Source organism: Streptomyces sp. NPDC094448 (assembly GCF_044763775.1).
Taxonomy (GTDB): Bacteria; Actinomycetota; Actinomycetes; order Streptomycetales; family Streptomycetaceae; genus Streptomyces.
On record NZ_JBIWGU010000007.1, the window covers coordinates 302,797 to 316,656 of the forward strand.

Consider the following 13,860-nt stretch of genomic DNA (forward strand, 5'->3'; position numbering starts at 1 on the left):
TATGGAACGAAGAGCCTGAGCAATGGTTCGTCTTCGCCACCGCCGATTGACTGGAGGCATGGCAGAGCAGAGGCAGCACCAGCAGCAGCACATCCTCGTCCTCGGGGGCACGGGCACCACCGGACGCCGGGTCGCCGCCCGGCTCCGGGCCCTCGGGCACACCGTCCGGATCGGCTCCCGCACCGGTGAGCCGGTCCGGTTCGACTGGACCGACCCGGCGACCTGGGACCCGGCGCTGGAGGGCGTCGACGCGGTCTACGTCGTACCGCACGAGGGCGCCCGGCTGACCCGGCCCTTCCTCGCCCTCGCCGAGCGGGCCGGTGTCCGGCGGGCCGTCCTGCTCTCGGGTCGCGGGGTCGACGTCGATAGCTATATGGCCGACGGCAATCCGTCGGCGATCACCCATATCGACGGGGACGCGGCGATCCGGGAGACCGGTCTGGAGTGGACGGTGGTCCGGCCGAGCTGGTTCGCGCAGAACTTCAGCGAGGGCCTCTTCGCCGACTCGGTCCGCGGCGGTGAACTGGCACTGGCCGCCGCGGACGGGCTGGTCCCGTTTGTGGACGCCGAGGACATCGCGGATGTAGTCGTCGCCGCGCTGACCGAGGACGGGCACCACGGCCGTACCTACGAGCTGTCGGGCCCGCGCCTGCTGACGTTCGCCGAGGCCGCGGGGGCCATCTCGGCCGCTTCGGGCCGGCCGCTGCGCTATGTGCCGCTGGCACCGGAGGAGTTCACGGCCGGGCTGGTCGCCGCCGGGATGCCGGAGGAGGACGCGGGCTGGTTCGCGGACCTGCTCTCGCCGATCCGGCGGGGTATCGAGGCGCAGCTGTCGGAGGGGGTGCGTGAGGCGCTGGGCCGAGAGCCGCGCGACTTCACGGCCTTTGTTGCGGACGCGGCGGAGGCGGGCGCCTGGAAGTGAGCTGGCGCCTGGAGGTGAACGGAGGCGGGACGCGATGAGGTGCGGCAGGGGGGGTCCGGGGGGAGTAGGCGTGGGGGCCGTACTCCAGCACCCCGCGCCCCCGGCTCCGTACCGAACCGGCCCTGCCGGAACCTCTTAGAACAGCTTGCCCGGGTTCAGGATCCCCAGCGGGTCGAAGGTCCGTTTGATCCCCCGCTGCAACTCCACACCCACCGGTCCCAGTTCCCGCGCCAGCCACTCCTTCTTCAGCACCCCGACGCCGTGTTCGCCGGTGATCGTGCCGCCCAGCTCCAGGCCCAGGGCCATGATCGCGTCGAAGGATTCGCGGGCCCGCCGGGACTCGTCGGGGTCGTGGTGGTCGAAGCAGACAACGGGGTGGGTGTTGCCGTCGCCCGCGTGCGCGCAGACGCCGATCGTCAGTCCGTACTTCCCGGCGATCGCGGCCGTACCCTCCAGCATCGCGCCCAGCGCCGAACGCGGTACGCAGACGTCGTCGATCATCGTGGCGGGTTTCAGCGTCTCCAGCGCGGGCAGCGCCGTCCGCCGTGCCTGGAGGAGGAGTTCGGACTCGGCGGCGGTGTCCGCGGGGACGACCTCCGTGGCCCCGGCGGCCGTGCACAGCTCACCGACCGCGGCCAGGTCCCCGGCGGCGTGCGGGGTGTCGAAACCGGCCAGGAGCAGGGCTTCGGTGGTCTCGGGCAGCCCCATCCGGCCCAGCGCGTTGACCGCCCGGACCGTCGTCCGGTCCATCAGCTCCAGCAGGGACGGGGTGTGCCCGCTCTCCATGATCGCGCAGATCGCCGCGCAGGCGGCGGCCGCGCTGGGGAACTCGGCGGCGAGGACCAGCTGCTCCGGCGGCCGCGGCTTCAGCGCCAGCACCGCCTTGACCACGACTCCCAGGCTGCCTTCGGAGCCGACGAAGAGCCGGGTGAGGTCGTATCCCGCGACGCCCTTGGCGGTACGGCGGCCGGTGGTCAGCAGCCGTCCGTCGGCGAGGACGACGTCGAGCCCGAGGACGTACTCCGCGGTCACCCCGTACTTGACGCAGCACAGCCCGCCGGACGCGGTGCCGATGTTCCCGCCGATCGTGCACGACTCCCAGCTCGACGGATCGGGCGGATAGCTCAGCCCGTGCCGGGCCACCGCGCGCGACAGATCGGCGTTGATCACACCCGGTTCGACGACGGCGATCCGGTCGACCGGGCTGATCTCCAGGATCCGGTCCATTTTGACCAGGGAGAGCACGATGCAGCCGTCGGAGGCGTTGGCCGCGCCCGACAGGCCGGTGCGGGCGCCCTGCGGGACGACGGGCACCCGCAGCTCGGTCGCCGTCCGCAGCACATGCTGGACCTGCTCGACGGTGCGCGGCAGGACGACGACGGCGGGGGTGCCCGCCTCGCAGAAGCTCGCCATGTCCCGTCCGTACGAGACCGTGACGTCGGGGTCGGTGATCAGGGCTTCGGCGGGGAGCCCCGCCCGGAGCCGGTCCAGGAGACCGTCGGAGCGGCCGGGGGGCGGACCGTCGCGGAGATCGTCGTCATGATCCATGGGTCCAGCGTCGCACCGACCGCCATCGGTGTGAACCCGTGCTTGCGCCCCTTGGCGGATCGTCGTACCGGACGGTCGGCGGACGCAGAGTGAGGGACATGAGGAGAGTGAGCGCAGGAGCAGACGGGGTGCCCGGCGGCCCGGAAGGCGCGGAAGGCGCAGGGGGTCCCTGGGGCACAGGGGGCACAGGGGGTCCGGGAGGCCCGCCGGACCCGGGCCCCTTCGGCAGCCGCTCCGGAGGCTACGGGTACGCCTCCGGCCACGACGGTTCCGATTCCGATTCCGGCTCCGGCTCCGGCTCCGGCTCCGATTTCGGCTCCGGTTCCGGCTCCGGTTCCGGCTCCGGTTCCGGCTCCGGTTCCGGTTCCGGCTCCGGCGGGCTGCTCGCCACCGAGTCCGCGAAGAACGCCGCCGTCGCCGCGCTCGTCGCCGTCACCCTGCTCACCGGGATCGTGCTCGCGATCCCCGGCTCCCCGCCGAAGGGCCCGCCCCCGCTGCCCGGCCCGCTCGCCCGGGCGCAGTCGGCGGCGCAGGCGGGCGCCCCGGCCTCCCCGGCCGAGCTGAACGCGCTGATCGCGGACCGGGAGACGTGGCTGCGGACGCATCCGCGCGACGAGGAGTCCTGGGCGACGCTCGGGACCGCCTACACGGAACGGGCCGTACGGCGCGCCGACTGGGCGGCGTACGCCAAGGCGGAGACGGCGCTGAAACGGTCCCTCACCGTCCGGTCCGGCGAGCGCGGCAATACGGAGGCGCTGCTCGGGATGGCCGGTCTCGCCAACGCCCGCGGCGACTACGCGGCGGCCCGCGACTACGCGGTCCTGGCCCGCAAGCAGAAGCCGCGCCGCTGGACGGTGCACCGGGCGCTGGTCGACGCGTACAGCGGACTCGGGGCGAAGAAGGCCGTGCAGAAGTCGCTGGATTCGGTGCAGAACCTCTACGGCGGTTCGCAGGCGCGGGCCCTCGCCGCCCGGGTCTACCGCGAGCTGGGCTGGCGCGAGGACGCGACGGCGAACGCCTACGACGCCGTGGGAGCGGCACAGAGCGCCGCGGAGAAGGGGGTGGCGCTGTGGCGGGTCGGGGAGCTGGCCTGGGAGCGCGGGGACCACAAGGAGGCGGTGACGAGCCTGGACTCGGCGCTGCGGCTGGCCCCGGACCAGCATCAGGCGCTGGCGGCCAGGGCCCGTGTCCTGACCGCGCTGGGCCGTACGGACGAGGCGGTACGGGACTGGCAGGCCGCGCTGGCGAAGGCGCCGCTGCCGCAGTACGCGCTGGAGGCGGGCGAACTGTACGAGTCGCTGGGGCGGGACGCGGAGGCGGCGGAGTCGTACGGAAAGGTGCGCACCCTCGCCGACCGGGCGGCGGAGCACGGTGCGAACGAGGGTCTGGCGCTGGCCCGTTACGAGGCGGAGCACGGCGACGCGGGTGACGCGGCGGTGGCGGCGAAGCGGCTGCAGGAGGAGTGGGACCGGGGTGTGCGCAGCCCGTGGGCGGCGGACGCGCTCGCCTGGGCGCTGTTCCGGTCGGGCCGGGGGAAGGAGGCCCTGCCGTACGCGATGCGGGCGACGAAGGATGGCGCGCGCAGTGCGATGTTCGCGTACCACCGCGGTGAGCTGGAGCGGTCGCTGGGGATGTACGGGGCGGCCCGCCGCCATCTCGGGGACGCGCTGCGCATCAACCCCGAGTTCTCGCCGCTGCTGGCTCCCGCGGCGCGGTCGGCGCTGACCGCGCTGGGCGATCCCCCGGCGGGCGGCCCCCGGAAGATGACGGGCCGGGAGGGGCAGGGTTCGTACGGTTCACCGGCCCGGACACCGCGCCGTGCGACCGCCGCGCGGTGAGGGGCGTCCGGTCCGGTCGTGAGCGTCAGAGCTTCGCGTAGACGATCAGGTTGTCCACCGGATGCCCTTGGGCGTCGAACTCGCCGTCGCAGGTGACGAGGCGCAGTTCGGGCGTGGCGGTGGGGCCGTAGACGCGCTGGGTGGGGAAGGCGGTCTTCCGTACGGTCTCGGTCGCGGTGACCGTGAAGGTGAGGTTCTTGCCGCGGGCGTCGCGGACCGTGACCTTCGCGCCCTTGCCGAGTTTCTTCAGATTCTTGAAGACGGCGGGGCCGTACCTGGTGTCGTTGTGGCCGATGATCACGGCGGCGCCCTTCCGGCCCGGGATCGCGCCGCCCGTGTACCAGCCCGCGGTCATCCCCTGCTCGGGGGCCGGCACCTCGACCGTCTGATCGCGGTTGAGGCCGAGGCGCAGCAGCTTGCTGCTGACCTTGATGGCGGGGATGGTGACCTGGACGGGGTCGGCGGCCGAGGTCCCGGAGAGCGGGGCGGACGGCGGCGCGGGGTCCTTCGCGGCTCCGGCTCCGGCTCCGGCTCCGGTCCCGGTTCCGGTCGGGGATCCGGCCTCGGATCCGGCCTCGGATCCGGCCTCGGTGGAGCAGCCCGTCACCGCGAGGGCGAGGGCCAGACCGACGGCGTACCAGGCCGGCAGGCGACGACGACGCATGAGGAAGCCTTCCGGTAACGCATGTTCAGGGTGGGGTACGGCGGCCGGGCCGGGCCGCGGCGGCGACGGGAGCGGCACCACCGCGGACCGGACCGGTGTACGACTGCTGGTGCTACTGGTGCTACTGGGGCTCAGCGGGCGTCGTGGTGCGCGGTACGGCGCCGGATCACGACGGTGCCCGCGGCGGCCAGGGTGACCGCCGCGGCCGTGGCCCCGACGATCACGGTGGTGGGGTTGCCGCCGCCCTGGACCGTGGTGGGCCGCTCGCCCGCGGCGACGCCGCCGCGCGGCATGGCGACCGCGGCACGGCGCTCGGCGTCGGACGCCAGGACGCAGTAGATGAGGCCGTCCTTGCCGTCGGCGGGCTTCGCCCTCTCCTTGCCCTTCTCCGGCACCGGGGTGCACTTCTGCTTCTCGGCCGGTACGACCTCGATCTTGACCGGGGAGGGGCTGCTGTCGGCGAACGCGCCGCTGCCGGAGACCAGGACGGCACCGAGGGCGGCGGTCGCGACGGCGATGGCACGCAGGGTGCGACGCGAGGACGCAGCTGTCATGGGGTGCTCCATTCGGAGGTTCGGATGGGTACGGTCCCCAGGCTGGCCAAGGCGTATGAAGAACCTGTCAGGGTGTTGTCGCCTCCCGGTCAGCGCCGGGCCCGTACCGCGGCCGTACCGCGGCCGTACCGTCGGATTCCGGCTGTATCCCGGCCGAATCGCAGCCGCATCGCGGCCGAGCCCCTCCGCGTCGCAGCCGCGTCGCAGCCACCGACGGCCCGACGGCCCGGCGGCCCGGCGGCCCGGCGGCCCGGCGGCTCACCGGCCCGGCCCCGCCGCGTCCTCCCGTCCCGCCACCGGCAGTTCCAGGGTGAACACCGACCCCTTCCCCGGGGTGCTGCGGGCCGTCGCCGTACCGCCGTGCGCCTCGGCCAGTTTCCGTACGATCGCCAGGCCGAGCCCGCTGCCGCCGGTCCGCCGGTTGCGGGATTTGTCGGCCCGCCAGAACCGGTCGAAGACATACGGCAGATCCTCGGCCGGGATCCCGCTCCCCGTGTCCTCGACCTCGACGGTCAGCCGGGTCCCGGTGGTGTGCGCCCGCAGGGTGACCGTGCCGCCGTGCGGGGTGTGGCGTACGGCGTTGGAGACCAGGTTCCCGACGGCCTGCCGCAGCCGGACCGGGTCCGCGGTGAGATCGGGCAGCCCGTCGGGGGCGGCGACGGCGAGGCGGACCCCGGCTGTCTCGGCGCGGGGCGCGTGCGCGGTGGCGACCTGGGCGAGCAGTTCCCCGATCCGTACCGGCGCGGGGCTCAGCCGCAGCTCCCCCGCTTCCGCCTGGGCGAGGTCCTGGAGGTCGTCGATGATGTGCTGGAGCTGGACGGCCTCTTCGAGGAGCGACGAGACGAACGCGGGGTCGAGGTCGGCGACACCGTCCTGGGCGCCCTCCAGCCACCCCCGGATGGTGCTCAGCGGGGTCCGCAGCTCATGGGCGACATCGCCGACCATCTCGCGGCGCTGGGTCTCCAGCCGGGCCCGGTGGGCCGCCATATCGTTGAAGGCGGCGGCGAGCCGGCCGATCTCGTTGTCGGAGCGCACGGGGACGGGGGCGGTGGCCTCGCCGTCCTTCATGAGCTGCGCGGCCGAGGTCAGCGCCCGCAGAGGCCGGACCAGGCGGGTCGCGGCCAGCACCGACGCACCGACGGTCAGCGCCAGGACCAGTGCGGCGACGCCCGCGATCCGGGCGGAGTCGTCCGGGGAGAGGTCGAAACCGGGAGCGGTGGGACTGCCGTCGGGGTCGCTGATGTAAAGCTGGGCGGGGGCGGCGACATGGGAGCCGAGCTGGCCCCGGCGGGCGGTTTCGACGCAGTTCTCGACGATGCTGTCGACCTTGTGGGGAGCCAGCTTCATGTCGACGATCTCGATACGGGGCACGCGTGCCTTCTCGGCGGGTCCCGGCTTCGGCTGATAGACGGGGAAGATCGTCGGCTCGATGAGGCCCTTCCCGTCGCCGATGAGGATCCGGGGTTCGCCCTCGGAGCCATGGCTGAGCCAGAGGGGAAGGGGTGGACGCTTGGCCTGCCGCAGACAGTCGTCGGAGAGCTTGTTGAGCGCGGCGACCGCCTTCTCCTCGGTGGCGGTGGGCCGCGCCAGCCGTTCGAGTGAGCACCACTGCCGGTAGCCCTCGGGTTCCAGCCCCGCGATCCGGACGTAGGAACGGCCGCTGGGGGTGGTCATGCGCTCGGCCGTGACGGACAGCTCGCGCAGACACGAGACGGCCTTCTCGGCGAGGCCGCGGAGCGCCTCCCGCTCCTTGCCGGGCAGTTGGAAGGGGCCGACGGCACGCGGGTCGATACTCCCCTTGCCGGCCCTGGCCCCGGCGCCGGCGGTGGTCCGCTCGGTGGCTTCGACGAGCGCGGCGTCCGTGTTCAGCGGGTCGATGAGGGCGGACGACGTCTCGGGCAGCGGGGGCGGGTTCTTCGCGGTGGACGAGTCGGCGATGACGAGTTGGGTACGGCGGTTGACCAGGACGATCCGCCGGTCGTGGGTGGCGGCCAGTGCAGCGACCTTGCCTTCGACCCCGTCCCACTGGGGGCCGGTGGCGGCGTGGCCGAGGAGTTCGCGGTAGATCTGGGCGTCCTTGGCCAGATCGCGGCCCTGTTCGCGTTTGATGGCGCCGGTGGTGGTCTGCGCGGCGAGCCAGGCGGTGGCGGCGACGGAGCAGACGGCGACGAGGGCGGAGACCGCGAGGAGCCGGGCGAGCAGGCTTTTGCGGAGCGGCAGGGGGCGGGCGCGCGGGTCCTGCCGTCCCGGGCGGCTACGACGCACGTCCACCGCCTCCGGTGCCGGTGCCGGTGCCCCTGGCCGTACCGGCCGCGGGGTCGACCAGCTTGTAGCCGACGCCGAAAACGGTCAGCAGCTTCTCGGGCCGCCTGGGCTCGGTCTCGACCTTCTTCCGCAGATTCATGATGTGGACGTCGACGGTCCGGTCGCCGATATAGCGGGTGTAGCCGTGGAGTTCCTGAAGGAGGCGCGGGCGGGTGAAGACCCGGCCCGGTTCGGAGGCCATCGCGGCGAGGATCCGGAACTCCCCCGGTGTGCAGTCGATCCCGCTGCCACTCACCCTGACCTCGTGTTTCTCCGGGTCGACGACCAGGTCTCCGACGGTCAGCAGATGCTCGCCGGCGGGCGGGGCGGTGGTGCCGCGCGGTGCGGTGCGCCGCAGCAGGGTACGGACCCGGGCCATCAGCTCGCGCGGGCTGTAGGGCTTGGTCATGTAGTCGTCGGCGCCGAGGTCGAGTCCGAGCAGCAGATCGTCCTCGGTGGAGCGGGCGGTGAGCATCAGCACGGGCAGTTCGTACGCCTCGGCCCGCAGGATCCGCAGCACGTCCAGGCCGTCGATCCTGGGCATCATCACATCCAGGACGAGCAGGTCGGGGGGCCGGTGCCGGACGGCCTCGACCGCGGTGCGGCCGTCCGCCACCAGGGTGACGGAGTGCCCTTCGCGCAGCAGATAGCGGCGGATCAGCTCGGCCTGTTTGTCGTCGTCCTCGGCGATCATCACATGTGCGCACACGGCACCGATCGTAGACAGGTACGAGAGTCGAACGGGGGTACGGTACGGGGCCGGCGGCCCGTACCGCACCTGGACTCGTCTCTTTCCGGGGCGGTCAGTCTCAGAGGTTGCCGCGGCGCTCCTGCTCGCGCTCGATGGCCTCGAAGAGGGCCTTGAAGTTGCCCTTGCCGAAGCCCATGGAGCCATGGCGTTCGATCATCTCGAAGAAGACCGTCGGCCGGTCCTGGACCGGCTTGGTGAAGATCTGGAGCAGATAGCCGTCCTCGTCGCGGTCGACGAGGATCTTCAGCTCGCGCAGGGTCTCCACGGGGACGCGGGTCTCGCCGGCCCACTCGCCGAGGGTGTCGTAGTACGAGTCGGGGGTGTCGAGGAAGCGGACCCCGGCGGCACGCATGGTACGCACCGTGGCAACGATGTCGTTGGTGGCGAGCGCGATGTGCTGGACTCCGGCGCCGCCGTAGAACTCCAGATACTCGTCGATCTGGGACTTCTTCTTGGCGATCGCGGGCTCGTTGATGGGGAACTTCACCTTGAGCGTGCCGTCGGCGACGACCTTCGACATCAGCGCGGAGTACTCGGTGGCGATGTCGTCGCCGACGAACTCCTTCATATTGGTGAAGCCCATGACCTTGTTGTAGAAGCCGACCCACTCGTTCATCCGGCCGAGTTCGACATTGCCGACGCAGTGGTCGATCGCCTGGAAGGTACGGCGGGCCGGGGGCTCGACGATCGGGTCGGCCGCGACGAAGCCGGGCAGATAGGGGCCGTCGTAGCCGGAGCGGTCGACGAGGGTGTGGCGGGTGCTGCCGTACGTGGCGATGGCGGCGAGGACGACGGTGCCGTGCTCGTCCTTCAGCTCGTACGGCTCGACGAGACCGGTGGCGCCGTGCTCGGTGGCGTAGGCGTAGGCGGCGCGGGCGTCCGGGACCTCGATGGCGAGGTCGACGACGCCGTCGCCGTGGTCGGCGACATGGCCGGCGAGGAAGGCGCCCCACTCCGTGGCCTGCTTGATGACGGAGGTGAAGACGAAGCGGGCGGAGCCGTTCTCCAGGACATAGGCGGCGGTCTCGCGGCTGCCGTTCTCCGGTCCGGAGTAGGCGACCAGCTTCATACCGAAGGCGGTGGAGTAGTAGTGCGCGGCCTGCTTGGCGTTGCCGACGGCGAAGACGACCGCGTCCATTCCCTTCACCGGGAAGGGGTCGGCCTCGCGCGCGGTGGTGGGGTGGTGGTCAGTGGTCTCAGTCATAGTCGCAGGCTCCCCCCGATCCACAAGGTGCGCAATAGTTCGCGGGACCCCTGGGCAATCTGCCCACTGTGGGTCCACGATGGGGGCACTTTCTGTACATGATGACCATCGGGGAGTCCTCGTGGCGATCGATCATCTGGACGGACGGCTCATCGTGCTGCTGGCACGGGAGCCGAGAATCGGCGTACTGGAGGCGTCGCGCAGGCTGGGCGTGGCCCGCGGGACGGTGCAGGCGCGGCTGGACCGGCTCCAGTCGACCGGGGTGATCAGGGGTTTCGGCCCCCAGGTGGATCCGGCGGCGCTGGGCTATCCGGTGACGGCGTTCGCGACCCTGGAGATCAAACAGGGCCAGGGCCCGGACGTACGGGCGCATCTGGCCTCCGTACCGGAGGTGCTGGAGCTGCATACGACGACGGGTGAGGGCGACATGCTCTGCCGGCTGGTGGCGCGGTCGAACGCGGATCTGCAACGGGTGATCGACCGGGTGGTGGGCTTCGGGGGGATCGTGCGGGCGTCGACGGCGATCGTGATGGAGAACCCCGTACCGCTGCGGATCATCCCGCTGGTGGAACAGGCGGCCGACCACTGAACGAGTAAGCCCGGAGTGTGGGTGGTTGGCGGCCGTAGGCGACGACTGACCTGGTCAGTGGGGTGCCGTCGGCCCGGGTGTGCCGGATTGCCGTGGTCGGGGCGAGGATGCGTCGTCCGACGCGGGTCGGCCAGGACGTGCCCGCCCCGGCCTCCGGGACGGCCAAGGGGTGAGGTGCCGATGCCGCCGGACGACGTCCGGGGCCGGCAGCGCCGGGCCGCCGAACCCGCAGGGCGTCGGCGGTCGCTGGGCGGCGGCAGGCTCCGGATCGCCTCCTCGTCCCGCAGACACTTCTCCAGGTCGGCGGGTCCGCTCCGATGCGTCAGGCCGCCGATCGGCTGCGGCTTTCACACCGGCGGGCCAGTGTCCGAAGGGGGCCGGGAGCCGTTCCTGGAGTGGCACTGCACCTGAGGAATGGAAAGTGATGGAATGTCGGACACCGCGAAACGGCTCATCTTCGCCATGCTGGACGCCGACAGGGACGGCGTGATCACGCTCCCCGAGTACCTCGGCCGGGTGGAACGGGCCGCGGCGGCCAGTGGCCGGGACCCCAGCCACCCCCTCGTCACAGCCGCCACGGCGGCACACCGGGAAGTCTTCGAGCAGATGGACGGGAACGCCGACGGCCGCGTCACCTTCGAGGAGTACCGGGCCTGGGCCGGACACGACGCGTTCGAGGAGTCCTGCCGCCCCGCACTCGGCTCGCTGTTCGACCTCGCGGACCTCGACGGCGACGGACGCCTGAGCCGCGACGAGTTCACCCGGCTACGGGCCGCCACCGGGAACAGCGCCGGCGGCGCGGCCGCCGCGTTCACCGCACTCGACGTCCACGGCGGAGGTACCGTCGACCGCGACACCTATCTGGCCGCGATCCACGACTTCCTCACCACCGGCACCTCCCCCATGGCGGACGCCTACCCCGATTCCGCCGAGACCGCCGCCTCCTGATCAGGGTGGTTCCGTCGCAGCCACGGCCAGGGCGGGCGACACAGTTGATCACCGGGGGTCATAAGCCGGGACCCTGCCGGAATCCTGGCCGGCGTCGGACGACGCACCCTCGCCCCGACCACGGCAATCCGGCACAGCGGGGCCACCGGCACCCCACTGACCAGGTCACTCGTCGCCTGCGACCACCGGCCACGCTCCGGGCTTACTCACCCAAGCCCTTGGGTTCGGTCTAGCAGGACGGAACCTTGCCGCCCTTCTCCAGGGCGCGGAGTGCGTCGACGGCGCCGGTCAGCGTCGTGACGGGGATCAGCCTGAGCCCCTTGGGCTGCTCGGCGCGGGCGTCGGAGCATTCGCCCTCGGGCACCAGGAAGACGGTGGCGCCGTCGCGCTTGGCGGCCTGGGTCTTGAGGGAGACGCCGCCGACCTCGCCGACGGTGCCGTCGGGGCTGATCGTGCCCGTACCGGCGATGCTCCGCCCGCCGGTGAGATCGCCGCCCGCGCCGTTGCCGTCGAGCTTGTCGACGATCCCGAGGGAGAACAGCAGACCGGCGCTGGGCCCGCCGATGTCCTCCAGCCGGAGCTTCACCTTCACCTCGGCGGGGTCCTTCTTGAGATAGCGGAGGGCTGCCTTGGCCGCATCATTCTGCGACTCCTCCATGGCCTCCAGGTTGATCTTCTCGACCTGCTGGTCGGACTTCCCGGAGGGGTAGACGGCCTCCCGGGGAAGAACCGCCCGGTCCCCCCTGAACCAGCTGTCGGCGACCTCGTCCACATTGACGTCGGTGGCGGGCCCGGTCGCGTAGATGGTGGTCATGCGCAGCTCACCGGTCGTCTTCCGGACGGGCGCCCCTTCGATGGTGATCACCGGGGTGCCGTCCTGCGCCCCGAGCACATCGGCGGTGGACCCGGGCTGCGCGATCACGAAAGGCAGCGGCGCGAAGGCCGCGGCGACGAGCAGCCCGAGGACGGGCGCGGCGCTGAGGAGGAGGGCGCGGGGGCGAGTGAGGCGGAAGGGCACGGGCCCAATCTATCGGGGCGGCGGAGGGTACGGCGGCGGGCGGGGAGGACGGGGCCGGAGGGGCGGGCGGAGCCGGGGCCGGTCGGGGCGGGTCCGGGAGCATCCGAGCGCACCCCCCGACTCCCCGCGCTCCCCTCCCCTTCCCCTCCTCCCCTCCCCTTTCACTTCACCTCAGCGCGTCGGCGACCTCCCGGGCGGCGTCGACAACGCGGGGCCCCACGCGCTCGGGAATGGAGTCGGAGAGCATGACCACCCCCACGCTGCCCTCTATCCCGGTGACACCGACGAGGGGCGCGGCGGCTCCGCTGGCACCGGCCTCCAGTTCGCCGTGCGTGAGGGTGTAGCCGGGGTTGTCGCCGTTCCCCTGGCGGGCCGCGAGTATGGCTTTCCCGGCGGCGCCCCGGTCGAGGGGGTGGCGGAACCCGGCGCGGTAGGCGACGTGGTAGTCGGTCCAGGTGGGTTCGACGACCGCGACGGCCAGCGCCTCGGCGCCGTCGACGAGGGTGAGGTGGGCGGTGGCGCCGATGTCCTCGGCGAGGGCGCGCAGCGCGGGCATGGCGGCTTCCCGTACGAGCGGATGCACCTGCCGCCCCAGGCGCAGCACGCCCAGCCCGACCCTGGCCCGCCCCCCGAGATCGCGCCGGACGAGCGCGTGCTGCTCCAGCGTGGCGAGCAGCCGGTAGACGACGGTGCGATTGACCCCGAGCCGGGCGGACAGTTCGGTGACGGTCAGCCCGTGGTCGGTATCGGCGAGGAGCTTGAGGACACGTAGTCCCCGGTCGAGCGTCTGGGAGGTCTCCGCGGTCACGAGACCCTCTCCTTCGGAGTGAGTGACGGCGAAGCCCCACGGCTGACGCGGCGCCGTCCCGCCGGCGACGCACCGAGGACCCGCCGGCAGGCCATGGCACACCGGATGGGCTCCGCGGCTTCGCTGCCACGGGGCGCAAGATTGGTGAGCGGGACAGTATCGACCAGGTTCGCTCAGCGGAAGACCTCGTCCAGAATCCGGTCGGGGGTATACCAACGCGGCCCGTTTGATAGCTGTTTGCCGAGGCTTCACCACGGCCCCACGGAGGCTCCCCTTCCGCATCGGCCGGTGCATTTCGGCGGTGAGGGGAGGGGCCGGTCAGTAGGGTCGGGGTGCGGTGGAGCGGCGGGAGGGGTGGAGGCGTATCGGCCCGTACACATTGAGCCGATTTGACGCATTTCGCCGGAGTCGGTGAAGTTGCTTCAAAACGGTGTCGGCGGATGAGAAAGCGACAGGTCAGGAAGTGCGCTCCCCGCGCGTGCGGGGATGGTCCCGTCCTTCCCCTCCAACTTGAAGCTGTTCATCGGCGCTCCCCGCGCGTGCGGGGATGGTCCCGTCTCGGTGGCGACCGCGACGTGCGCCGCCATGCGCTCCCCGCGCGTGCGGGGATGGTCCCGTCCCGGACGCGTAGGTAAACCCCACGGTCTTGCGCTCCCCGCGCGTGCGGGGATGGTCCCATGCTTCAGCGCGGCATCCACATAGCCGGTCTGCG

The 13,860-nt window shown here is 72.2% G+C and carries 12 protein-coding genes and 1 CRISPR repeat array (1 of these 13 only partly in view); of the genes, 4 read left to right on the forward strand and 8 right to left on the reverse strand.

Features of this window, described 5'->3' with window-relative positions; all coding sequences use genetic code 11:
• Positions 1-58 precede the first annotated feature (58 nt).
• A complete protein-coding gene (locus ACIQ9E_RS16080) occupies positions 59-922 on the forward strand; it encodes an NAD(P)H-binding protein (protein WP_403707251.1) in 864 nt (287 codons plus the stop codon).
• A 135-nt stretch (positions 923-1,057) separates the two neighbouring features.
• On the opposite strand, the gene ACIQ9E_RS16085 is transcribed toward ACIQ9E_RS16080, so the two are convergent.
• Positions 1,058-2,470 carry an FAD-binding oxidoreductase gene (locus tag ACIQ9E_RS16085; protein WP_403707253.1) on the reverse strand — a complete coding sequence of 471 codons (1,413 nt, stop codon included), beginning with the start codon at positions 2,468-2,470 and terminating at the stop codon, positions 1,058-1,060.
• 107 nt (positions 2,471-2,577) lie between these two features.
• Here ACIQ9E_RS16085 and ACIQ9E_RS16090 point away from each other — a divergent pair, with 107 nt between their 5' ends.
• Entirely contained in the window at positions 2,578-4,308 is a 1,731-nt protein-coding gene (locus tag ACIQ9E_RS16090; protein ID WP_403707255.1) for a tetratricopeptide repeat protein, read from the forward strand.
• A gap of 25 nt (positions 4,309-4,333) precedes the next feature.
• Here the strand turns inward: ACIQ9E_RS16090 and ACIQ9E_RS16095 are convergent, their stop codons facing one another.
• From ACIQ9E_RS16095 to hppD, 5 genes are all read right to left on the reverse strand, one after another.
• The gene (locus tag ACIQ9E_RS16095) at positions 4,334-4,972 is read right to left on the reverse strand and encodes a class F sortase (protein ID WP_403707257.1); all 639 of its coding nucleotides are present in this window, start codon (positions 4,970-4,972) and stop codon (positions 4,334-4,336) included.
• Between the two features lie 131 nt (positions 4,973-5,103).
• A complete protein-coding gene (locus tag ACIQ9E_RS16100) occupies positions 5,104-5,526 on the reverse strand; it encodes a hypothetical protein (protein ID WP_403707259.1) in 423 nt (140 codons plus the stop codon).
• Between the two features lie 258 nt (positions 5,527-5,784).
• Positions 5,785-7,791, reverse strand: a complete 2,007-nt coding sequence (locus ACIQ9E_RS16105; protein WP_403707261.1) for a sensor histidine kinase — start codon at positions 7,789-7,791, stop codon at positions 5,785-5,787.
• A complete protein-coding gene (locus ACIQ9E_RS16110; protein ID WP_403707426.1) occupies positions 7,781-8,524 on the reverse strand; it encodes a response regulator transcription factor in 744 nt (247 codons plus the stop codon). The genes ACIQ9E_RS16105 and ACIQ9E_RS16110 overlap by 11 nt, the downstream gene beginning before the upstream one ends.
• Positions 8,525-8,639: 115 nt before the next feature.
• On the reverse strand, positions 8,640-9,785 hold the full coding sequence (gene hppD, locus ACIQ9E_RS16115; protein WP_403707262.1) for a 4-hydroxyphenylpyruvate dioxygenase: 1,146 nt from the start codon (positions 9,783-9,785) through the stop codon (positions 8,640-8,642).
• A 121-nt stretch (positions 9,786-9,906) separates the two neighbouring features.
• On the opposite strand from hppD, the gene ACIQ9E_RS16120 reads away from it, so the two are divergent.
• Both ACIQ9E_RS16120 and ACIQ9E_RS16125 read left to right on the forward strand, forming a co-directional pair.
• Positions 9,907-10,374, forward strand: coding sequence for an Lrp/AsnC family transcriptional regulator (locus ACIQ9E_RS16120; protein WP_403707264.1), 468 nt, complete (start codon positions 9,907-9,909; stop codon positions 10,372-10,374).
• Between the two features lie 429 nt (positions 10,375-10,803).
• Positions 10,804-11,322 carry an EF-hand domain-containing protein gene (locus ACIQ9E_RS16125; protein ID WP_403707266.1) on the forward strand — a complete coding sequence of 173 codons (519 nt, stop codon included), beginning with the start codon at positions 10,804-10,806 and terminating at the stop codon, positions 11,320-11,322.
• 229 nt (positions 11,323-11,551) lie between these two features.
• Here ACIQ9E_RS16125 and ACIQ9E_RS16130 read toward each other — a convergent pair whose 3' ends face one another.
• Both ACIQ9E_RS16130 and ACIQ9E_RS16135 read right to left on the reverse strand, forming a co-directional pair.
• Positions 11,552-12,340: a PDZ domain-containing protein gene (locus ACIQ9E_RS16130; protein ID WP_403707268.1), complete on the reverse strand. Its 789-nt coding sequence runs from the start codon at positions 12,338-12,340 to the stop codon at positions 11,552-11,554.
• 166 nt (positions 12,341-12,506) lie between these two features.
• Entirely contained in the window at positions 12,507-13,148 is a 642-nt protein-coding gene (locus ACIQ9E_RS16135) for a helix-turn-helix domain-containing protein (protein WP_366260753.1), read from the reverse strand.
• Positions 13,149-13,612: 464 nt separating this feature from the next.
• Positions 13,613-13,860: direct repeats of the CRISPR family, unit length 28 nt; unit sequence GCGCTCCCCGCGCGTGCGGGGATGGTCC (it continues 147 nt past the right edge of the window).

Coding starts and splice junctions, on each gene's coding strand:
- ACIQ9E_RS16080 (WP_403707251.1), top strand. CDS start 59: ATGGCAGAGCAGAGGCAGCACCAGCAGCAGCACATCCTCGTCCTCGGG.
- ACIQ9E_RS16085 (WP_403707253.1), bottom strand. CDS start 2,470: ATGGATCATGACGACGATCTCCGCGACGGTCCGCCCCCCGGCCGCTCC.
- ACIQ9E_RS16095 (WP_403707257.1), bottom strand. CDS start 4,972: ATGCGTCGTCGTCGCCTGCCGGCCTGGTACGCCGTCGGTCTGGCCCTC.
- ACIQ9E_RS16100 (WP_403707259.1), bottom strand. CDS start 5,526: ATGACAGCTGCGTCCTCGCGTCGCACCCTGCGTGCCATCGCCGTCGCG.
- ACIQ9E_RS16110 (WP_403707426.1), bottom strand. CDS start 8,524: ATGATCGCCGAGGACGACGACAAACAGGCCGAGCTGATCCGCCGCTAT.
- hppD (WP_403707262.1), bottom strand. CDS start 9,785: ATGACTGAGACCACTGACCACCACCCCACCACCGCGCGCGAGGCCGAC.
- ACIQ9E_RS16125 (WP_403707266.1), top strand. CDS start 10,804: ATGTCGGACACCGCGAAACGGCTCATCTTCGCCATGCTGGACGCCGAC.